The organism is Rhizobium sp. 57MFTsu3.2, from assembly GCF_012932765.1.
Classification (GTDB): domain Bacteria; phylum Pseudomonadota; class Alphaproteobacteria; order Rhizobiales; family Rhizobiaceae; genus Rhizobium; species Rhizobium altiplani.
The window spans coordinates 1-19,802 of record NZ_JDWI01000009.1 but is presented as its reverse complement, the minus strand read 5'-3'; the positions used below and the strand labels follow the sequence as shown (position 1 = coordinate 19,802).

Below are 19,802 nucleotides of genomic sequence, written 5' to 3'. Positions count from 1 at the left end.
CAGTCTCTTTCATGCAGGTTCGAAAGTCGCGTTGGACCAGGATGTAACCAGTCACGCCTTCGAGGGTCTTGAACGTTTGTGCACGGAGCCCGGCGCAGACAGGATCGTGATTGCGCCGGTTTTTCCGGGAATCGAGCGGATGGAAGCGCAGTTTTCCGGCAAGGCCTTCGAGCCGCATCGCCACGATACCTATGCTCTCGGCGTCACGATGAAAGGCGTGCAGACCTTTTCTTATCGCGGCCAGCGGCGCTTCAGCATGCCCGGGCAGGTGCTCGTGCTCCATCCGGACGAGGAGCATGATGGTGGAGCAGGCACCGATGATGGGCTGCAATATCGCATGCTTTATCTTGAGCCGGCGCTACTGCTCCAATGCCTTGGAGCGGAAAAGATCGGGCTGCCCTTCGTTGACGACCCTGTCATCGGAGATCCGGTTTTGGCGGGTACGCTGCTAGCTGCACTCAGTGAGCTGGATCGCGAGCTCGACGAGTTGTTCGTCGACGACTTTGTTTCGCGTGTTGCCGGCGGACTTGCAAAGCATGCAAAGACCCCGCGGCGGCCGCTCGGCAACGTTGCGTGGCAGCGTGCTAGATTGGCGCGCGATTATCTCGAAGCACATGCGACGGAAGCGGTGCGATCCGGTGAGTTGGAGACGGTCACCGGTCTCGACCGCTTCTCCCTTTCGCGGCACTTCCGGGCCGCCTTCGCCACAAGCCCGCATCGCTATCTGCTCATGCGGCGGCTGCAGCAGGCGCGCGCCATGATCGGGGTGGGTGACGGGCTTTCGGATGTGGCCGCGGCGACGGGCTTTGCAGACCAAAGCCATCTGACACGTCATTTCAAAAAGGCCTATGGCATGACGCCCGGCCAATGGGCGAGCCTTAGACGGGCTTCTCCGCAAGGCCGGAGCGGCGCGCGATAAAGCGTGCCAGCATTGGGCCAGTAAACAGGATCACCAGGAAGCGGCCGGTTTGCATCGCCATCACGAAGGGCACGTTGACGTCGGTTGACGCCGCAATGATCGCCACAGAATCAGCCCCGCCGGGACTGGTCGCCAGATAGGCCGTCAGCGGATCGACGCCGGCGAATTTGTGCAAGGCAAGGGCCATACAGCCGCAGATCGACATTAGCAGCAGGATAGAGGCCGCGACGCGGGACAGGGCACGCGCGGCGTGCATGACGATGCGGCGTGTGAAACGCAGTCCGATGTTCCAGCCGATCAGGGCATAACTGATCGCCAGCAGCCAGAGCGGAAGTTCGATCTTGAACAACCCGAACCCTTGAAGCAGCGCGCCGAGAACCAACGGCACGGTGATCGTGCCGCCCTGAATGCGAAAGCGCACCGCAATGTAGGCGGACAGGCAGGTGAGGGCGACAGTGGCGGCCAGCGCCTGCCAGTCGACCGACGGGAAGAGGATGAAGGGCGGCGCTTCGCCACCATCGGCGGCAACCCAGAGGCGCGAGACAACCGAGGCCGCCACCGCGACGAAGACCACCCGCAGATATTGCATGAAGGCGACGAGACGGGCATCGGCGCCATAAGCTTCGGACATGATGACCATCGCGGACGCCGCGCCTGGCGAGGAACCCCAAACCGCGGTCGTTCCCGGCAAGACCTGCCAGCGCGTCAGCAGCCAGCCAAGGCCGGCCGCGGCAACGATGACGGAGAAGATCATCGCGAGAAAAAGTGGCGCGTCGGTCGCCATGGTCTTGAGGATATCGACAGTGATGGCGCGCGCCATCAGAAAACCGACGAGCGCCTGCCCGAAGAGGAGTGGCCAGCGCGGCACCTGAAGCGATCCCTGCCCGATGGAAAGGGCAAGGATGATTGCCGCCACCATCGGGCCGATAAGGAGCGAGGCTGGCAGCCCGAGCATTTCAAGCCCGACCACAAGCAGGGTCGAGATACTGAGCAGGAGAAACCATCGCGGCAGGCTGGCGTATCGAAAGAAACGGCTGGCGTCGTACAACGGCATGATTCCCATGCATGTCTTGCCAATGCTGGAGCCGCGATCAGGCGAAGCAGGAGAGCAGCACTGGCTGGCAAAAGAAGCCGGCCGGAGGGGCCGGAGGATATGCGGCGATATAGGCGCCTGCCGGGGAAGCGGTCAATTGCGAAATCCTGTCGGTTTCGCGAGGTCAGAGGCTGACACGCTCCGCCAGGAAGTCGAGCAGGGCCCGCACGCGAGCCGGCAACGGACCGCCCTGGCCAATGTAGACGGCGTAGAACTCCTCGATGTCGCCGGGGTTGAGATCCTCGAGAACGGGCACCAGCCGCCCGCTCTCGATATCGGCGCGAACGGTGAAGGTGGCGAGGCGGACCAGGCCTGCGCCTGACAGCGCCATGTATCGCATCGCTTCGCCATCACCCACCTGAACGCCTGGCGTAATCGGCAGGCCAATGGTCTCGCCACCATCGAGTAACGGCCAGCCCTGAACGCTGCGTGCGTAGGAGAAGCCGACACGGCGATGGCGCTTCAAATCCGTGATCGTCTTCGGTTCGCCTTCGCGTTTCAAATAATCCGGCGATGCCACGATGACGTTGCGGGTGAAGCCAAGCTTGCGCGCAATGAGGCTAGAGCTCTTCAACGGTCCGGCGCGGATCGCCACATCGGCGCGATCCTCGACAAGATCGACAATGGCATCGGTATGAGAGATGTCGAGGGTGACGGCGGGATTGAGCGCCAGAAAATCCGAAACGAGCGGTGCAAGGATATGATGGCCGAAGGAAGCGCTCGTGTTGATGCGGATGGGACCCGCGGCCTGCTCGCCGGCGGAGGCGTAGCGTTCGGCCTCCGCGATGTCCGCAAGGATCGAAACGCTACGCTCATAAAAGGCGGATCCCTCCGGCGTCAGATGCAGCTTGCGGGTCGAACGGTTGACGAGGCGAGCGCCGAGGCGTGCCTCAAGGCGCGCCACAAGCTTGCTGACGGCAGATGGTGTCATGCGGCAGGCACGCGCTGCGGCCGTGAAACCGCCGAGTTCGACGGCACGCACGAAGACTTCCATTTCGCCGGAGCGATTGATGTCTTGTCTGCTCATGATGAATTCAATTCATGGATAGTTTTCCTCCCGGCAATCTATATCACGATAGATTCAGTGTCTATCTCTTCTGAAGTCCACAACAGGAGACCGACCATGGAATACAGAAATCTCGGCGCATCGGGCCTCAGGGTGCCGGTTTTGAGCTTCGGTGCGGGAACATTCGGAGGCTCGGGTCCGCTCTTCGGTGCCTGGGGCAACACGGACGCCGCCGAAGCTCGACGCTTGATCGACATTTCGCTGGAAGCGGGCGTCAATCTCTTCGACACCGCAGATGTCTATTCGGGCGGCGCCTCCGAGGAAGTCCTTGGCCAGGCTATCGCCGGCCGGCGCGACGCCGTGCTGATCTCAACCAAGATCGCGCTACCGATGGGCGACGGACCGGGTGATTGGGGAACGTCGCGCTCGCGCCTGATACGTTCCACTGACGAGGCGTTGAAACGCCTAGGGACCGACTATATCGACCTGTTGCAGCTCCATGCATTCGATGCTTCGACGCCGATCGAAGAGGTACTCGCAACACTGGACGGGCTGATCGCGGCAGGGAAAATCCGCTATGTCGGCGTCTCCAATTTCGCGGGATGGCAGCTGATGAAGTCGCTCGGCATTGCTGGGCGGCATGGCTACCCGCGCTATGTTGCGCATCAGGTCTACTACTCCCTTGCCGGCCGCGATTACGAATGGGAACTGATGCCGCTCGCTGCCGACCAGGGCGTCGGTGCGTTGGTCTGGAGTCCGCTTGCCTGGGGCCGTCTCACCGGCAAGGTCCGCCGTGGCCAACCATTGCCAGAAGGCAGTCGGCTGCACCAGACGGCTGAATTCGGGCCGCCGGTCGATGATGAGAAGCTCTATGATATCGTAGATGCGCTGCTGGAGATTTCCGAGGAAACGGGCAAGACCGTCCCGCAGATCGCGCTCAATTGGCTGATCGGTCGCCCCACTGTTTCCAGCGTCATTATCGGCGCGCGCAACGAGGAGCAACTGCGGCAGAATCTCGGTGCCGTCGGCTGGTCATTGGCCAAGGAGCAGGTGGAAAAGCTCGACAAAGCGAGCAGTGTAACCGCGCCCTATCCCTACTTCCCATACCGCAGGCAGGAAGCGTTTGCGCGGCTAAACCCGCCGGTGGTCTAAGGGTGCTCGATCGGGGACGTTCCCCTTAATCATGCACTAGACAGGCGCCGTCTCTTGTCTCATACCAACCTGCCTCCGGGTGTGAAGGTGAAGGAGATCAAAGAGATGGCGCTCAAAGATGCAAAATCCGGAACACGGCACGAAACAGGCATCACCGCCGCTCTTGCTGTTCTGAAACAGAGCTTTGGTGAGTGCTTCCAGACCGGCGAGGCCTTCCGCGCACAGCACGCGCATACTACTACCTACATCCCGGCTCAGCTGCCAGACGGCGTGCTCTTTGCAGAGAGTGCCGACGATGTGAAGGCCGCAGTCAAGATTTGCGCCGAGCACAAGGTGCCGGTCATTGGCTTCGGCACCGGCTCGTCGCTGGAAGGGCAGGTCAATGCGCCGAATGGCGGTATATCGATCGATTTCAGTCGAATGAACCGGGTTCTTGAAGTCAATGCTGAGGATCTCGATTGTACCGTCGAGCCCGGGGTGACGCGGGAGGAGCTCAATACCTATCTCCGTGACACCGGTCTATTCTTCCCGATCGATCCTGGAGCAAACGCTTCGATCGGTGGCATGACTTCGACGCGGGCCTCCGGAACGAATGCCGTGCGCTACGGCACGATGAAGGACAATGTGCTTGCCGTGACCGCGGTTACCGCGAACGGAGAGGAAATTCGTACAGCACGACGCGCCCGCAAGTCGTCGGCCGGATACGATATGACCCGGCTGTTTGTCGGCGCGGAAGGCACGCTTGGCATACTAACGTCGGTGACGCTGAGGCTGCAGGGCATCCCGCAGAAGATCGGCGGTGGCGTCTGCGCCTTTCCGACTGTTCGGGCCGCCTGCGATGCCGTGATCATGACCATCCAGATGGGCATTCCCGTCGCCCGCATCGAACTTCTCGATGCGCTGCAAATTCGTGCCTGCAATGCCTATTCCAAGCTGAACTACGAGGAAACGCCGACGCTCTTCCTCGAGTTTCATGGCACGGATGAAACCGTTGCCCTGCAATCGGAACAGTTTGCCGAGATTGCCTCCGAATGTGGAGGCGGCGCGTTCTCATGGACAGTCAACGCCGAGGAGCGCAGCAGGCTCTGGAAGGCAAGGCACGATGCCTACTGGGCATCGCGCGCGCTGGCGCCGGAATTGGCCGCGCTCTCGACGGATGTCTGCGTGCCTATTTCCCGTCTTGCCGATTGTATCGGCGAGACGCAGATCGATATAGAGGAACATGGCCTGCTGGCGATGATCGTCGGGCATGCAGGCGATGGAAACTTCCATGTGCTCCTGTTGTTCGACGACAAGACCGAGGAGGGCATTGCTGCTGCCGAGGCCTTTGTCGGCAGGCTCAACGCTCGCGCTCTGGCGATGGACGGCACCTGCACTGGCGAGCACGGCATCGGCCAGGGCAAGATGGCATTCCTGGAAGAGGAGCTCGGCGGCACGGTTGAACTGATGCGGCAGGTCAAGAAGGCGCTCGATCCGGATGATATCTTCAATCCTGGCAAGATATTCCACCGCACCTGAAGTAGGATTCCGTCGAGCCTGTGGGCCGGCAGGGTTGACGCTACGGAAGATTGACTGGCGATGAGGCGAATTCATCTCCAAATCAATTAAATAGGGCATGATGTTGCCCGAAAGCTGCTTCACAGCTTTCGGGATCATGCTCTAGTGTCCGCGATGGATTCCCGAATGGAGAATAGTTGAGTTGGTAGGCCGGTTCCTCGTCTTTTTGGGCGGAGTGATTGTGGTGGCGCTGTTCGTAGCGCTGCTGGCACCGCTGTTTATCGATTGGACCGATTTCCGAAAGAATTTCGAGGATCAGGCGAGCCGGATTATCGGCAAAAAGGTCGTCGTGCACGGAGCGGTGGACGCGCGCCTTCTGCCGTTCCCTTCGGTGACGCTGCATGATGTACGCGTTGGACAGGAGGTCGACGGGTCGCCGATCGTGCAGATCGAGCAGTTCTCCATGGATGCTGAACTCGCGCCTTTCCTTTCCGGCGAGGCGTTGATCTTCGACATGCGCGTGGTCAATCCGCGGGTGAAGCTGCGCCTCTTGAAGGATGGCACGCTCGATTGGACCCGTGGCAGCCAACCCGAAATTCCGGCCAAGACGGTTGTTCTCGAAAACGTCCACGTTACTGGCGGCGATATTCAGTTCATTGACGATCAGTCAGGGCGGTCGCGCCGCATCACAGGACTGAACGCCGAAATGTCGGCTAAGTCGCTTGCCGGTCCGTGGAGGATCGAAGGCGATGCGGCGCTGGATGGCGCACATGGGAGTTTCATGATCGCCAGCAATCAGCCTGATGAGAACGGGATCCTGCGGATGCGCACGCGACTGCAGCCCGACAAGCAACCGGTGATCGTCGATCTCGATGGCGAGTTGAAACTTGTCGACCGCAGGCCGAACTATCAGGGAGCGATATCTGCATCGATCGAGAGCCGGAACGCCAAGGCGGCCGACAAGACCGATGTTCCTCCGCGACTGAAAGGCAAGTTCGAGCTTACGAACGAGAGCATTCGTATACCGGAATACCGTCTCGAGATCGGAGCCACCGATGATCCCTATGTGGTCACGGGCGAGGCGGCCCTGGACACCGGAAGCCAGCCGCAATTCCTGCTGATTGCGAACGGCCAGCAGATCGACGTCAATCGCATCGGCAATCAGGGTGCGAATGGCAAGACGACGCGCGATCCCGGCCTATCGGCGCGGCAGCGCCTGAACGCGCTGATTCAGATCGTTTCGCAAGTGCCTGTACCGCAGGTGCCGGGTAAGGCAACCGTTCGGTTGCCGGCGATCGTCGCCGGCGACACGACAATCCGCGATATCCAGCTCGATGTGCAACCCGCTGGCAAGGGCTGGATCATCGACAACGTGGTCGGCACGCTTCCGGGACGCACACAGGTGGAAGGCCAGGGCAAGCTCAATTTGCAGGGGCAAGCATCGTTCGTTGGGCAGATCACGGTGGCCTCCAATCAGCCCACGGGCCTTGCGGCATGGCTTTCCGGCTCAGTCGATCCGGCGATCCGGCAACTGCGGCAGGCGGGCTTTTCCGCTGATGTCAGCCTCACGCATGACCGGCAGACGTTCAACAACCTGGAAATCGCCGTTGGACAGGCCACGTTGAAGGGTCGGATGGACCGACAGGCGTTGGCCAACCAGGTACCGACGCTTGATGTCGCGCTTGCCGGCGACGCACTCGATCTGGATGCACTGCGTGCGCTGACAGGGCTGTTCACCGGCCAGGATGGCGGCGACAACGTACTCGATCACAAGATCACTGCACGGCTCAAGGCCGACAAGTTTACAGCCTTCGGCGTCGAAGCGGGCGATGTCGAGGCGAGCTTTGCAATTGCCGATGGGGCTCTCGCGGTCGACAAGCTTTCTATCAAGAACCTGGCGGGTGCCGAAGTGACTGCGACCGGTCGCGCCGAGGGATCGCTGCTCGATTACAAGGGCTCTGGGGAAATCACCTTCAAATCGGCGGATCCGGGCTCATTCTTCACAATGCTCAAGCAGCATCTGCCGCAGCATCCGGTCGTGGATAGGCTTGTGCGCAATGCCGCATGGTACACGAATACCGCACTGCGCGGAGCTTTGACTCTCGGAGGCGACGAGGGCGACGGCCTGACCCTGACATTGGCGGGGGTGACCAACGGCAGTCGTGTCAACCTCGACTACCGCATGTCGGATCTTCTGGCGCTGACGGGCAAGGGCACAACGAGCCTTGAGGCGACGCTTGAGAACAGCGTCACCTCGATCCTGTTTGGGCAGGCGGGTCTTGATCCGTTGCCGGTCGAGGCCGATGCCAATGGCCGCCTGACCCTGAAGGTGCAGGCAGAAGGAACGGATCCTGCCGACGCCCAGCTGACATTTGCCACCGACCGCACATCGTTTACGGCTGGCGGCAAGGTGGACGTTCGCCCGCAGGCCTTCATGAACGGACAGCTTGCAGTATCCCTGGAGAGTGCCGATCTTGATCCGTATCTTGTCATGAACGGCATCGCTGTGCCGCAAATGGGTACGGGCCTGCCGTTCAAGCTGACAACGAACGCGACCATCGATGGCGACAAGATTTCCTTTGCGGATATCGCAGGACATGCCGCCGACAACGAGTTCAGCGGCGCCCTGACCGTCGACCGTAAAGCGGAAAAGACCACGGCGACGGGCGAATTGGCGCTATCCAAGGCCGATGCCACCTGGCTAGGGGAAGCTGTTTACGGACCTATGACGGATGCGGCGACCGGCGACCTGTCGGCCGGCGCGCTGGGCTTGCCGATCTTCAAGGATTTGGACGTCAACCTCAAGCTCTCCGCCAAGCAATTCTGGCCTGGCTGGTCCGGCGCGATTTCGGATTTCACGTCAAACGTGGCCTACAGGGGCGACGAATTGCAGCTGAACGACATCAAGGGCGGTTGGGATGGCGGCAGCGTCAACGGCAGCCTGCTGTTTACCAATGCTGACGGTACGGGCTTCTTCCAGACGCAACTGGTGCTGGCAGATGCGGATTTGGCCGGTGTCGTGTGGCCCCGCGATGGCGCGCCGGTCGCCAACGGCAAGTTCGGGCTTGGGCTCTCCATGGAGGCTTCCGGCAAGTCCATGAAGGATATCGCTGGTTCTTTGAACGGCTCCGGCGAGCTTCGGCTTGGCGATATCAGCGTACGTGGTCTCAATCTCGGCATGCTGGCGCCATTACTGGCCGCCACCGATCCGATGCAGGATCAGCTGAATGCCGGCAAGGTTCATCCGATCGTCGAGACCTTGCTCAACAACGGCGAAGCGAAGCTGCCGCCGACTGCGATTCCGTTCAACGTGACGGATGGGGTTCTGCGCTTTCAGAACGTCAGCGTGACGACCGACCAGGCAAAGCTCGTCGGCAACGGCCAGATCGACCTGCCACAGGAGCGCATCAATGCGTCGCTCAACATTGCACTGAATCCGGGTGGCGAGGTGCTTCCCGGTGCGGAGCCTGCGGTACGACTCGACTTTTCAGGACTGCTCGCGTCGCCTGGGCGAACCATTGATGTCACGGACATCACCGGCTTCCTGTCGTTGCGCGCCTACGAGCGCGAACGCCGGCGCGTCGAGCGCCTGCAGTCCAACGTACTGGAGAAGCAGCGACTGCGCCGTGAAGTTGCTCTCTACAAGTTCAACGATATCGAGCGCCAGAAGGCCGCAGCCTTCGAGGCGCAACGGCAGGCGGAAGAGCAGCGCCTGAGAGCTTTGGCCGCGCAGGCCGAGCGCGATAGGCAGGCAGCGGAAGCGAAAGCAAAGGCTGACGCTGAAGCCGAAGCGCGCGCCAAGGCAAAGGCGGCGGAGGGCGCAAAAGCGGCCGCAGAGGCGGCGCGACGGGCACAGGAGCAGCTTACCGTGCCCCCGGAGAACTCACTCAATTTCGAAACGGTGCCGGGGTTGCCGGGCGTGCAGGTGCCGCAGTAGTGTGTTTGCGATCGCGGTATGTGGGCATCCTCACGCGCGGTAGCCTTCGAGGCGAACTAGCCCGCGCTCTCGGATTTCAGCCAATGAAGGACATAGACGCGCAGCGCTGACGAGAGGTTGCTCTCCGGCTGTCGCTGATCGTCTATGTCGGAAATCAAGGCTGCGAGTGGGATGGCGCGCGCTTTGGCGATTATGTTCAACTCGGTCCAGAACTCGTCTTCCAACGAGAAGCTGGTGCGGTGTCCGTGTAGAGTAGCCGAGTGCTTGCGGATCATCGCAAGGCTTCAGAATTCGGTTCGAGCCGCTGACACGTTGATTCCAGAAAGCCTGCCAACTGATTGATCCCGGAATCTTTTGCGTTTCTCGGGGCGCTCATTTGTCGTCTTCAGATTTCTCTATCCGGCCTTGCTGGTGAGAGCGTTCGGCCTTCTCATTGAGCGCCTTCGTCAGCTGCTTCTCGGCCTTGGTGCGGCCAAAGGAGATACGGTTTTGCTCCGCCTGCTTCGCCTTGTCGGCGCGGGCCTGTTTCTTTTTGAACTGGCGGAGATTGACGACTTCGGCGGTCACGGTTGGCCTCGATCGGAATTGAAAAAGGGAAGCAGTTGCTTCCCTTGGTTTTACTGCTTCTTTCGGAAGGCGTCGAGCGAGACGACCGAGCCGGGTTTCTTTTCCTCGCCATCGGTTTTGGCGGCGGGCGTTTCCTCGGACTTCTCGGACGCAACCGGATAGGCGGTGATTTCAGCGGCGGGAAGCTCTTCGCTGTCAGCGAGAGGCACGTCGAATTCCAGCTCGAAGTTCACGGACGGGTCATAGAAGCCGCGGATGGCGTTGAACGGAATGAAGAGCTTTTCCGGAACATCCGAGAAGGAAAGGCCGATCTCGAAAGTGGTCTCCGTGATCTTCAGTTCCCAGAACTGGTGCTGGATGACGATAGTCATCTGTTCCGGATACTTCGCCTTCAGGTGCTGCGAGATGCGAACACCAGGGGCGCCGGTCAGAAAGGTAATAAAGAAATGATGCTCGCCCGGCAGGCGGCCCGTCGCGGCAACTTCAGACAAGACCTTGCGGATGACGCCGCGCAGTGCGTCCTGTGCCAGAATGTCGTAACGGATGTGATCCTGCCCCATGCTTTCCTGTCTTTCTTTTGGTTCGGACTCGTTTCCCAAGGCTGTATGGCATGCCAAGACGCCCTGGAAAAGGCCTGAGCCGAGTCATGCTTGACCAAACCATACATGATTTGCGCGCAAGGGAGAAGGTGAAGGCTTCTGTTGCCAGGTGCCTTCGGACCCCGCCTAGAGGTGCGAACCACTAGGGCTTTATTTGAAGTGTCACACCGCGATTAAGCAGCGAGACGAGCTTCCGCATAGTTGTCGTTTGCAACTACAATTTTAGCCCGATAACGGCGGTACAATGCCGAGCAAAAAGACGATCTTTACACCCTTGTCGATCCTGTTTCGCCCCCATCAAAAGCCGGCCATCTTGTTGCAAGCCGCCGGTTTTTGGTGGAGGCGCCGGGTACCGCCCCCGGGTCCAATAGGTTTATTACACCGCTCATTTATCGCCATAGCCGGCCCGAGGACCGGCATGGCTGATATAGTGTTTTCCGCCTCGGTTGGGAAGAGGTGTTGTCACAAAACCGTTTCGTAGTGAGCGGGACTGCAGGAATTTCGCCCGTGCTCTAGCAGACGGCCGTTGCCTCATCGAAAACACCGCGCTTCTTGAGCAGACTCACCATACCGGTCGCAGCGCCCACGACGGCCATGAAGAAGACAAGAAGAGATAGATAGGGGAGAGACAGCGCATTGGCTGCGCTGGCGACCCGGTAGATCTCGATCAGGAGAACGGCCAGAAGCGCGGCGGAAACAGTCGAATAGTCCTTCGCGATGACGCGTTTCGCATTGAACACCATCCCTTGCGTTGCCGGCGCAAAATTGCCAAGGCGAAGCATCCAGCGCGGAACGTCGGCGTCGCCAAACTTGTTTTCGAGAAATGCTTCCTCGGCGTAGACGATGCATTGGTAGATGAGCATGAAGAGCGCTATGCCGACAACTACGACCATTGGATTTCCATGCAGCAAGAAGACCGCTGCATAGATCAGCATGTTTCCGACATAGAGCGGGTTGCGGCAGACCCGAACATCCCCTCGGTCACAAGATCGCTGGCGTAGACGCGCTTCTTCAGGCCGCCTCGCTGAATATAGGCATAGCCGATCACGGTTGCGCGCAAAGCCAGGCCGGCAAGCAGGATCAGAAGTGCAACTACGTCTTTAACACGCTCCGCCGTAACGCTTCCCCCGATTTCCGAGGGGGGTAGCGTCATCAGAAACAAGGTGACAATTATGAGCGGGAACACCTGATTGCGATATTTGAAGAAGAAGTTCCCGATATGGATCATGGCTGTTTTCATTTCTGCGCCCAGACTCACTTGACGGCCACGATGCCGCAGAAATTGTACCAGCGGAAAAAGGCCTCGATACTGCGGAAGCCGACCTCTTTCAGAAGCTGCATGTTCTCTTCCAGACGATAGGGGATGAGCACATTTTCAAGCGCTTCGCGCTTCTAGGCGATCTCGATTTCGGAGTAGCCGTTTCGTCGCTTGAAGTCGTAATAGTGCTAGATGAACAGCCGGTTGAAGGCCGTATCCTCGCTGGTCAATTTCTCAACGAGGAGCAGGCAGCCCTGATCGTTCAGGCCGGAGAAGATCATCTTCATTACGCGCTCGCGAAACAGCGGGCGAATGAATTGCAGCGTCAGCAGCATGGTGACGACGCTGGCGTTCTCCATGTGAAGACCCTGGTGGAGATCGACGACTTTCAAGTCGATCGGGCGCCGCGCGTCTGCATGCTCGATTTTCTGTGCCGCCTTTTCCAGCATGTCAGGGGCATTGTCGATGCCGATGAAAGTGACGTTCGGATTGATCATTCGGTCGAGCGTAAGCAATGTCGTCGCCGTCGAGCAGCCGATATCGTAGAGATTGGTGTTCGGTACGGCGAAGTCCTGCGCCAACTCACAGACCATCCGCTGCATTTCTTCGTAATACGGCACGGATCGGCTGACCATGTCGTCAAAGACATCTGCGACCTTCGCATTGAAGGTGAAGTCGCCAATCGGCTGATCCTCTTTGGCGAATTCTTCGTCCCGCCGCTCTGTTCGCAGCTGCAATCGTATCGGGCTCTCTGCCATCATTTCCCCCCCCCAAAAAAAGCGGTTGGTCCCAAAGGAGAGCGGCGTGAATTGCCGCTAATATACTGACAGTGCTGAACCCCGTGGAGCGCCCCCGCGCTGAGCATAGGGCGACACGCAAACCTGACGGTAGCCTGAAAGCGCCTCCGACCGTCTGGCAGGTATCGCGGAGAATTGCCGGGATAATAGCCGCACTATGATTGGTTTCGACGGGTAAAACGCCTAAATAGGTACGGAACGGAATCGGCGGCGGACGATGAAGCAGTATCTCGATCTCTTGAAGCATGTCATGGAACACGGAACCGATCGTGGCGATCGAACGGGCACCGGCACACGCTCGGTGTTCGGCTATCAAATGCGGTTCGATCTTCAGGAGGGCTTTCCGGTCCTGACGACCAAGAAGCTGCATCTGCGTTCGATCATCCACGAGCTTCTCTGGTTTCTTCGCGGCGACACCAATATCGGCTACCTCAAGGACAATGGCGTCTCGATCTGGGACGAATGGGCTGATGAAAACGGCGACCTTGGGCCGGTCTACGGCGCACAGTGGCGTTCCTGGCCTGCTCCCGATGGCGGCCATATCGACCAGATCTCCAATCTCGTTTCGGGCATCGTCAAGAACCCGAATTCACGCCGGCATATCGTTTCGGCATGGAACCCTGCCGAGGTGGATGACATGGCGTTGCCACCTTGCCATTGCCTGTTCCAGTTCTATGTCGCCGACGGGAAGCTGTCCTGTCAGCTCTATCAGCGTTCGGCCGACATCTTCCTTGGCGTACCCTTCAACATTGCCTCGTATGCCCTGCTGACGATGATGGTGGCGCAGGTAACGGGCCTGAAGCTCGGCGATTTCGTGCACACGCTCGGCGATGCGCATCTGTATCACAACCACTTCGAGCAGGCGAAGCTGCAGCTGACGCGCACGCCAAAGCCATTGCCGTTCATGCGGATCAACCCCGACGTGAAGGACATCTTCGGCTTCAAGTTCGATGATTTCGAGCTGGTCGGCTACGAAGCCGACGCCAGCATCAAGGCGCCGATCGCGGTTTGATCGGGGAGTTCTGACGCGGCGAGTTCCGGTTGGCGCAGCGCTGTCTATCACGGCTTCCACGAGCTCAGGCCTACCAGCGGCCGATCTCACCATGGATTTTTGACGCATGCCATAGGTGGCTTCACCGCTGGCGACTGACTGCTGGCCAGTCGGCGCTTGGGAGCGGCGGGCCAAGTGGTCGCGCAGCGTAAAGGGACTCAGCGCGGAGATCCAAAAGACCGTCTGGGCCGGTTTCCCAGCCTACCGACACTACATGTCCGTGACTTTTGCTCAGCAGCGGGGAGCGTTGATGCGCGACCTCCGGTTGGTTTAACTTAGATCGTTCCAAAATATTCTAGATCGACACCGACCCAATTTCTTGCGAATAAGCAAGCGCTGTAGATGATATTGATGTATTTTCCGTGGCTTAGATATTCCGAAGCGCAGAGGCGTAATTCCTGTATGGCGATTGCTTTTCCGGCAAGAAATGCGGAATTGCCACTTGACAAAATTGGAACGTTCCAATTATTTGGGCGCCGTGGCTAAGGCCATTGGAGGATCTCATGACAAAAGGGCGGGTCACCGTCATCGATATTGCGAAGGCGGCGGGCGTCTCCAAGTCGACCGTTTCGCTTGTCTTGCAAGGATCGTCCCTGGTGAACGACGGCACGAGAGCGAAGGTCAATGCGGTGATGCGCGAGCTTGGCTACGTGTACAATCGCGGAGCCGCCAATCTGCGCCAATCCGGTTCGAAGTCGAAAATTATCGGCGTGGTCGTCAACGATCTGACCAACGGGTTCTTCGCGGAACTCGCCGTTGGTGTGGACATGGTCGTCCAGTCCGCGGGATTCGTCCAGTTCCTGTCCAATACCAGCGAGAACCTGGACCGACAGCGGGAAGTTATCGCCTCCATGCGCGAGCATGGGATTTCAGGGCTGATCATGTCGCCCGCCCGTGCGACCGAAGCCGCTGACCTGAAGCCGCTGGTCGCCGCTGGCATTCCCGTCGTCGTTGCTGTCCGCAACGTTCCGGGAGCTAAGGTCTCGTCCGTCGTTTCGGACAATCGCGAGGGAATATCTGCTGGCGTGCAGCATCTCGCTTCGCTTGGCCACCGCCGGATCGCATTCATCGGCGGCTTTAGTGATACGGCGGTCTTCGACGAGCGCATCGACGGCTATCGCGGCGCAATAGCGGCTTGCGGCCTTGAGCTTGACGAAGATCTTATCCTGCCTTCCGCCCCCTCGAGAGCTGGTGGTGTCGATGCGATCGGCCGAGCGCTGGCAATCGCTGCCGCTCCCACTGCCGCTGTGTGTTTCAACGACGCAGTCGCGTTCGGTGTGTGCGACGGGCTTCGCGCCCAGCGCCTCGAGCCTGGACGTGACTTTGCAGTGGTCGGCTTCGATGACGTCATCGAGGCAAAGGCCGCCGTTCCGGCGCTGACGACGATCTCGGTGGATCCGCAGGGAATGGGCAGGCGCGCAGCGCAACTGCTTCTGAAGCAGATCAGCGCGGGTAGGGCGGAAGCGGAGTCGATCGTCTCCTCTGTACGGCTCGTGGTCCGGGAGACCTGTGGAGCAAATCTGGCAGGCGGTTCCAACAGGAGGCAGGCATGAGTTGGTCGCTGGCGACGGGTCCCGCCGTTGTCGAGGCGGCGAAAAGCGGCTCGGCCGTGAAAATCGAAAAAGGGCTTTGAGTAATCAGATGAGCAAGCACATTACCCCGACGGAAGCCGCAGCACTGATCCCCGACGGAGCGGTTGTCTCCGTATCGTCGTCGAGCGGCCTCGGTTGCCCCGACCTGATGCTGAAGGCGATCGGCGAGCGCTTCGATAGCACCGGTCATCCGCGCGATATCACGACGCTGCATCCCATCGCGGCGGGCGACATGAGCGGTATCAGGGGTGTGGACTATATCGCCAAGAAGGGCCTGCTCAAATGTATCATCGGCGGCTCCTATCCGTCGGGACCATCCAGCGCGGAGCCGCCGCTGATCTGGCAAATGATCACGAACAACGAAATTCCGGCCTACAACATTCCCTCGGGCATCATGTTCGATATTCACCGGGAGGCTGCCGCCAAACGCCCGGGTGTCCTGACAAAGGTGGGCATCGACACGTTCGTGGATTCAAAGAGGCAGGGTTGCGCGATGAACGACCTCGCTGCCCAGGACCCGGTGGTCAAGCGCGTCTCGTTCGAAGGCGACGACTACCTGTTCTTCCCGTCGATCGTGCCGCAGGTCGTCATCATCCGCGCGACGACCGCGGACGAGCGCGGCAACCTGACTTATGAACACGAGGGTGCCTATCTCGGCGGTCTCGACCAGGCGCTTGCTGCCCGCAACAATGGCGGCATCGTCATCGCTCAGGTCAAGCGGATCACCAAGGAAGGTTCGCTGAAGCCGCATGACGTGCGCGTCCCCGGTATGCTCGTCGATTACGTGATCGTCGATCCGGACCAGAAGCAGACCACTCAGACGCTCTACGATCCGGCTATCTCAGGCGAGATCTTTCGCCCGTTGGAGAGCTTCCGCGTTCCGGAATTCAACATCCAGAAGGTCATCGCGCGCCGCGTTGCCCAAGAGTTGCAGGCAGGCAGCTGCGTCAATCTGGGCTTCGGCATTTCCGCCAACGTGCCGCGCATCCTCCTTGAGGAAGGGCTGCACGGCTCCGTCACCTGGGTCATCGAACAGGGTGCCGTCGGCGGTGTCCCGTTGCTGGACTTCGCGTTCGGCTGTGCATCCAACGCCGACGCCTATATGCCCTCGCCATACCAGTTCACCTATTTCCAGGGCGCCGGCTTCGACGCCTCGTTGCTCTCCTTCCTCGAGATCGGCCGTGATGGCTCGGTGAACGTTTCGAAGTTGTCGTTCCGTCCCCACGTCACCGCGGGTGCCGGCGGCTTCGTCGATATCACGGCGCGTGCGAAGAAGATCGTCTTCTCGGGGATGTTCAATGCCGGCGCAAAGCTCGCGATCGTCGACGGCAAGCTCGTGATCGAGAAGGAAGGCAAGTTGAAGAAGCTCGTCAACGAGGTCGAGCATGTCACCTTCTCCGGCAAGCGGGCGATCGAGCAGGGCCAGGACATCACTTATGTCACCGAACGATGCGTGATGAAGCTGACGCCTGAAGGCATTGTTCTCACGGAGATTGCGCCGGGTGTCGACCTGCAGGCCCATATCCTCGATCAGTCCGAGTTCTCGCTCATCATAGCAGAGGACCTCAAGGTCATGGATGCGAAACTCTTTGGTGAAGCAAACATCGGCCTGACTCTACCGAAGAAGAGCGCCCGCGTCCTGGAGGGCACGTTCAATGGCTAGCGGCACGGTCAAGATCCACGTCGAAGATCACATCGCGATCATGACGGTATCGCGTCCGGAAAAGCTGAATGCGCTTGATCTCGACATGCTCAAGGCGCTGGCAGATGCCGCCGATGACGTCGAGGCTAACGGCGACGTTCGTGTGGCGATCCTGACAGGCGAAGGCAAGGGCTTCTCAGCGGGCGGCGACATCAAGGCCTGGGGTGGCATGCGGCCACAGGAGTTTGGTCATGCCTGGGTACGCCACGGACATCGCATCTTCGAAAGACTTGCGACCCTCAGAATGCCTCTGATCGCGGCCTTGAACGGCCATGCGCTCGGCGGTGGGCTGGAGCTTGCCGGCGTCGCCGACATTCGCATTGCCGAAGAGAACATCAAGATCGGACTTCCGGAAACAGGCCTCGGCATGGTTCCCGGCTGGTCGGGCACGCAGCGTCTTGTGAAGCGCTTCGGCGCGCAGGTGGTCAGGCGCATGGCGCTGGGCGGTGAGATCTTCACCGCCGAGGAAGCCCGCGCGCTTAGCATCGTCGATGTGGTGACATCGACCGGTAATGCCGTGGAAGCGGCCAAGGAATATGCGGCCCGCATCGCGATGAGGGGGCCGGCTGCTCTTGAAGTGGTCAAGCTGATGATTGCCTCCGCGAACGGCGAGGACAATGGCACGGCCGTCGAGGCGCTGGGCTCGATCCTCGTTGCGAAGACCGGCGACCTCAATGAGGGGGTGGCTTCGTTCACCGAAAAACGCCCTGCACACTTTAAAGGAGAATGGTAATGACGGTTCTGGTTACTCCCAAGGCGCTTAGCGATCACAAGGCCCGCGACTTCAAGATGCTGGTCGATGGCAAGTGGGAGGCCGGCTCCGGCCAGCCGATCGAGCGCGTGGCGCCAAGCCATGGCGTCGTCGTGAGCCGCTTTCCGGCGGGAAGCAAAGCCGATGCCGAGCGCGCCATCAAAGCCGCCCGCAAGGCGTTTGACACGGGTCCCTGGCCCAGAATGACGGCATCCGAACGTTCCGCCATCTTGCTCAAGGCTGCCGACCTGATCTCAGCCCGTGCGGACGAACTCGCCTACCTGGACGCGATCGAGGCCGGCAAGCCGATCTCCCAGGTGCGCGGCGAAATCGCCGGTTCGGTCGACATTTGGCGATACGCAGCGGCGCTCGCCCGCGATCTTCATGGCGAAAGTTACAACACGCTTGGAGACGGCACGCTGGGCGTTGTCCTGCGTGAGGCGATCGGCGTCGTATCGATCATCACTCCCTGGAACTTCCCCTTCCTGATCGTCGGCCAGAAGCTTCCCTTTGCGTTGGCGGCGGGCTGCACCACGGTCGTCAAGCCATCCGAACTGACCTCGGGCTCGACGCTGGTTCTTGGCGAAATCCTTCAGGAAGCAGGCGTGCCCGATAGCGTCGTCAACATTGTCACCGGCACGGGACCAGAGGTCGGCGCGATCATGACGTCCCATCCTGAGGTCGACATGGTGTCGTTCACCGGCTCAACCGGCGTCGGCAAGCTCACCATGACGAATGCCGCGCAGACGCTGAAGAAGGTCTCGCTGGAACTGGGCGGCAAGAACCCGCAGATTGTATTCCCGGATGCGGATCTCGATGCGTTCATCGACGCGGCCGTCTTCGGCGCCTATTTCAATGCCGGCGAGTGCTGCAATGCGGGCTCGCGCCTTATCCTGCACAAGAGCATCGCTTCCGATGTGGTCAAGCGCGTCGCCGAACTCGCCAAGGACGTCAAGGTTGGCGATCCGCTCGATCCGACAACGCAAGTGGGCGCGATCATCACGCCGCAGCATCTGGAAAAGATTGCCGGTTACGTGGCCGGTGCGACGAGCAGCGGTGCGCAGGTGGCGCATGGCGGCGAAAAGCTCGACTTGGGCATGGGGCAATACATGGCGCCGACGATCCTCGAAGCTGTCACGCCAGGCATGGCGGTTGCGCGCGAGGAAGTCTTCGGACCGGTGCTGTCCGTCCTCACGTTCGAAACCACCAGTGAGGCGATCGCGATCGCCAACTCCATAGACTACGGCCTTTCCGCTGGCGTCTGGAGCCGTGACTTCGACACCTGCCTGACGATCGGTCGGAAGGTCAGGGCAGGGACGGTCTGGATGAACACCTTCATGGACGGCGCCTCCGAGCTGCCGTTCGGAGGATACAAGCAATCCGGCCTCGGCCGCGAACTCGGCCGCCATGCGGTGGAGGATTACACCGAGACCAAGACGCTCAACATGCATATCGGCGCCCGGACAAACTGGTGGATGCCGAAGAGGGAAACGCTGGGATAACCGGCAACGAGACTACGCCCGAGGAGGGCGGGTAATCGGTGCGGGAATGGTCCCGCACCTTCGAACTTGCAAACCGGGAGGAAACGATGCGCAAGTTTTTGCTGACGACAGCGTTGGTGACGATGAGTGTTGCGGGCTTGGGTGCTGCCAAGGCTGCGGATGTGAAGGAAGTGCAGATGCTGCACTGGTGGACGTCCGGCGGCGAGGCTGCGGCCTTGAACGTGTTGAAGGAGGATCTGTCGAAGGAGGGGTTTGCCTGGAAGGACGTGCCGGTTGCCGGCGGTGGCGGTGATGCGGCGATGACGGCGCTGAAGGCGATGGTTGCGGCCGGCACCTATCCGACGGCCTCGCAGATGCTCGGCTACACCGTTCTCGACTA

Annotated in this window: 17 protein-coding genes, 1 other RNA gene and 1 pseudogene; 10 read left to right on the top strand and 9 right to left on the bottom strand. The window is 60.2% G+C overall.

Annotation, left to right across the window (positions count from 1 at the left end):
- Positions 1 to 31: 31 nt before the first annotated feature.
- Entirely contained in the window at positions 32 to 919 is an 888-nt protein-coding gene (locus AF71_RS11915; RefSeq protein ID WP_169681424.1) for an AraC family transcriptional regulator, read from the top strand.
- Here AF71_RS11915 and AF71_RS11910 read toward each other — a convergent pair.
- Both AF71_RS11910 and AF71_RS11905 read right to left on the bottom strand, forming a co-directional pair.
- Entirely contained in the window at positions 879 to 1,973 is a 1,095-nt protein-coding gene (locus AF71_RS11910; RefSeq protein ID WP_029792349.1) for an AbrB family transcriptional regulator, read from the bottom strand. The two genes, AF71_RS11915 and AF71_RS11910, sit on opposite strands and share 41 nt — an antisense overlap.
- 163 nt (positions 1,974 to 2,136) lie before the next feature.
- Positions 2,137 to 3,039: a LysR family transcriptional regulator gene (locus AF71_RS11905; RefSeq protein ID WP_029792350.1), complete on the bottom strand. Its 903-nt coding sequence runs from the start codon at positions 3,037 to 3,039 to the stop codon at positions 2,137 to 2,139.
- A 96-nt stretch (positions 3,040 to 3,135) separates the two neighbouring features.
- Between AF71_RS11905 and AF71_RS11900 the strand changes: the two genes are divergently transcribed.
- From AF71_RS11900 to AF71_RS11890, 3 genes are all read left to right on the top strand, one after another.
- Positions 3,136 to 4,170: an aldo/keto reductase gene (locus AF71_RS11900; RefSeq protein ID WP_029792351.1), complete on the top strand. Its 1,035-nt coding sequence runs from the start codon at positions 3,136 to 3,138 to the stop codon at positions 4,168 to 4,170.
- A gap of 105 nt (positions 4,171 to 4,275) precedes the next feature.
- Positions 4,276 to 5,688, top strand: coding sequence for an FAD-linked oxidase C-terminal domain-containing protein (locus AF71_RS11895; RefSeq protein ID WP_029792352.1), 1,413 nt, complete (start codon positions 4,276 to 4,278; stop codon positions 5,686 to 5,688).
- A 181-nt stretch (positions 5,689 to 5,869) separates the two neighbouring features.
- A complete protein-coding gene (locus AF71_RS11890; protein ID WP_029792353.1) occupies positions 5,870 to 9,604 on the top strand; it encodes an AsmA-like C-terminal region-containing protein in 3,735 nt (1,244 codons plus the stop codon).
- A 56-nt stretch (positions 9,605 to 9,660) separates the two neighbouring features.
- Here the strand turns inward: AF71_RS11890 and AF71_RS11885 are convergent, their stop codons facing one another.
- From AF71_RS11885 to AF71_RS11860, 7 genes are all read right to left on the bottom strand, one after another.
- Entirely contained in the window at positions 9,661 to 9,879 is a 219-nt protein-coding gene (locus tag AF71_RS11885) for a ribbon-helix-helix domain-containing protein (protein WP_018858370.1), read from the bottom strand.
- A 97-nt stretch (positions 9,880 to 9,976) separates the two neighbouring features.
- On the bottom strand, positions 9,977 to 10,171 hold the full coding sequence (locus AF71_RS11880; protein WP_025659412.1) for a DUF4169 family protein: 195 nt from the start codon (positions 10,169 to 10,171) through the stop codon (positions 9,977 to 9,979).
- Positions 10,172 to 10,221: 50 nt separating this feature from the next.
- A complete protein-coding gene (locus AF71_RS11875; RefSeq protein ID WP_029792357.1) occupies positions 10,222 to 10,731 on the bottom strand; it encodes an SspB family protein in 510 nt (169 codons plus the stop codon).
- 127 nt (positions 10,732 to 10,858) lie between these two features.
- Positions 10,859 to 11,227, bottom strand: a transfer-messenger RNA (tmRNA) gene (gene ssrA / locus AF71_RS11870).
- 55 nt (positions 11,228 to 11,282) lie between these two features.
- Complete coding sequence (locus AF71_RS31630; RefSeq protein WP_246733639.1) at positions 11,283 to 11,705, bottom strand: hypothetical protein; 423 nt, start codon at positions 11,703 to 11,705, stop codon at positions 11,283 to 11,285.
- Positions 11,699 to 12,010 carry a hypothetical protein gene (locus AF71_RS31625; RefSeq protein WP_246733638.1) on the bottom strand — a complete coding sequence of 104 codons (312 nt, stop codon included), beginning with the start codon at positions 12,008 to 12,010 and terminating at the stop codon, positions 11,699 to 11,701. Before AF71_RS31625 ends, AF71_RS31630 begins: the two co-directional genes overlap by 7 nt.
- 206 nt (positions 12,011 to 12,216) lie before the next feature.
- On the bottom strand, positions 12,217 to 12,789 hold the full coding sequence (locus tag AF71_RS11860; RefSeq protein ID WP_246733637.1) for a methyltransferase domain-containing protein: 573 nt from the start codon (positions 12,787 to 12,789) through the stop codon (positions 12,217 to 12,219).
- A 253-nt stretch (positions 12,790 to 13,042) separates the two neighbouring features.
- On the opposite strand from AF71_RS11860, the gene AF71_RS11855 reads away from it, so the two are divergent.
- The 6 genes and pseudogenes from AF71_RS11855 to AF71_RS11830 form a co-directional block, all read left to right on the top strand.
- On the top strand, positions 13,043 to 13,837 hold the full coding sequence (locus AF71_RS11855) for a thymidylate synthase (RefSeq protein WP_018858374.1): 795 nt from the start codon (positions 13,043 to 13,045) through the stop codon (positions 13,835 to 13,837).
- A gap of 542 nt (positions 13,838 to 14,379) precedes the next feature.
- On the top strand, positions 14,380 to 15,429 hold the full coding sequence (locus tag AF71_RS11850) for a LacI family DNA-binding transcriptional regulator (RefSeq protein ID WP_018858375.1): 1,050 nt from the start codon (positions 14,380 to 14,382) through the stop codon (positions 15,427 to 15,429).
- 88 nt (positions 15,430 to 15,517) lie between these two features.
- Positions 15,518 to 17,131 (top strand): acyl CoA:acetate/3-ketoacid CoA transferase, encoded by a 1,614-nt coding sequence (locus AF71_RS11845; RefSeq protein ID WP_029792358.1) that lies wholly within the window; start codon positions 15,518 to 15,520, stop codon positions 17,129 to 17,131.
- Positions 17,124 to 17,903 carry an enoyl-CoA hydratase/isomerase family protein gene (locus tag AF71_RS11840; RefSeq protein ID WP_029792359.1) on the top strand — a complete coding sequence of 260 codons (780 nt, stop codon included), beginning with the start codon at positions 17,124 to 17,126 and terminating at the stop codon, positions 17,901 to 17,903. The genes AF71_RS11845 and AF71_RS11840 overlap by 8 nt, the downstream gene beginning before the upstream one ends.
- Positions 17,897 to 19,423 (top strand): aldehyde dehydrogenase family protein, encoded by a 1,527-nt coding sequence (locus AF71_RS11835; protein WP_192240796.1) that lies wholly within the window; start codon positions 17,897 to 17,899, stop codon positions 19,421 to 19,423. The genes AF71_RS11840 and AF71_RS11835 overlap by 7 nt, the downstream gene beginning before the upstream one ends.
- A gap of 86 nt (positions 19,424 to 19,509) precedes the next feature.
- A pseudogene (locus tag AF71_RS11830) lies at positions 19,510 to 19,802 on the top strand (sugar ABC transporter substrate-binding protein); the annotation flags it as partial.

What these genes read in the sequence shown, in the direction of transcription:
- AF71_RS11855 (WP_018858374.1), top strand. Translation starts at nt 13,043, where the DNA reads ATGAAGCAGTATCTCGATCTCTTGAAGCATGTCATGGAACACGGAACC.
- AF71_RS11885 (WP_018858370.1), bottom strand. Translation starts at nt 9,879, where the DNA reads ATGATCCGCAAGCACTCGGCTACTCTACACGGACACCGCACCAGCTTC.
- AF71_RS11835 (WP_192240796.1), top strand. Translation starts at nt 17,897, where the DNA reads ATGGTAATGACGGTTCTGGTTACTCCCAAGGCGCTTAGCGATCACAAG.
- AF71_RS11840 (WP_029792359.1), top strand. Translation starts at nt 17,124, where the DNA reads ATGGCTAGCGGCACGGTCAAGATCCACGTCGAAGATCACATCGCGATC.
- AF71_RS31630 (WP_246733639.1), bottom strand. Translation starts at nt 11,705, where the DNA reads ATGCTGATCTATGCAGCGGTCTTCTTGCTGCATGGAAATCCAATGGTC.
- AF71_RS11910 (WP_029792349.1), bottom strand. Translation starts at nt 1,973, where the DNA reads ATGCCGTTGTACGACGCCAGCCGTTTCTTTCGATACGCCAGCCTGCCG.
- AF71_RS11895 (WP_029792352.1), top strand. Translation starts at nt 4,276, where the DNA reads ATGGCGCTCAAAGATGCAAAATCCGGAACACGGCACGAAACAGGCATC.
- AF71_RS11850 (WP_018858375.1), top strand. Translation starts at nt 14,380, where the DNA reads ATGACAAAAGGGCGGGTCACCGTCATCGATATTGCGAAGGCGGCGGGC.
- AF71_RS11905 (WP_029792350.1), bottom strand. Translation starts at nt 3,039, where the DNA reads ATGAGCAGACAAGACATCAATCGCTCCGGCGAAATGGAAGTCTTCGTG.
- AF71_RS11860 (WP_246733637.1), bottom strand. Translation starts at nt 12,789, where the DNA reads ATGATGGCAGAGAGCCCGATACGATTGCAGCTGCGAACAGAGCGGCGG.
- AF71_RS11875 (WP_029792357.1), bottom strand. Translation starts at nt 10,731, where the DNA reads ATGGGGCAGGATCACATCCGTTACGACATTCTGGCACAGGACGCACTG.
- AF71_RS11845 (WP_029792358.1), top strand. Translation starts at nt 15,518, where the DNA reads ATGAGCAAGCACATTACCCCGACGGAAGCCGCAGCACTGATCCCCGAC.
- AF71_RS11900 (WP_029792351.1), top strand. Translation starts at nt 3,136, where the DNA reads ATGGAATACAGAAATCTCGGCGCATCGGGCCTCAGGGTGCCGGTTTTG.
- AF71_RS31625 (WP_246733638.1), bottom strand. Translation starts at nt 12,010, where the DNA reads ATGAAAACAGCCATGATCCATATCGGGAACTTCTTCTTCAAATATCGC.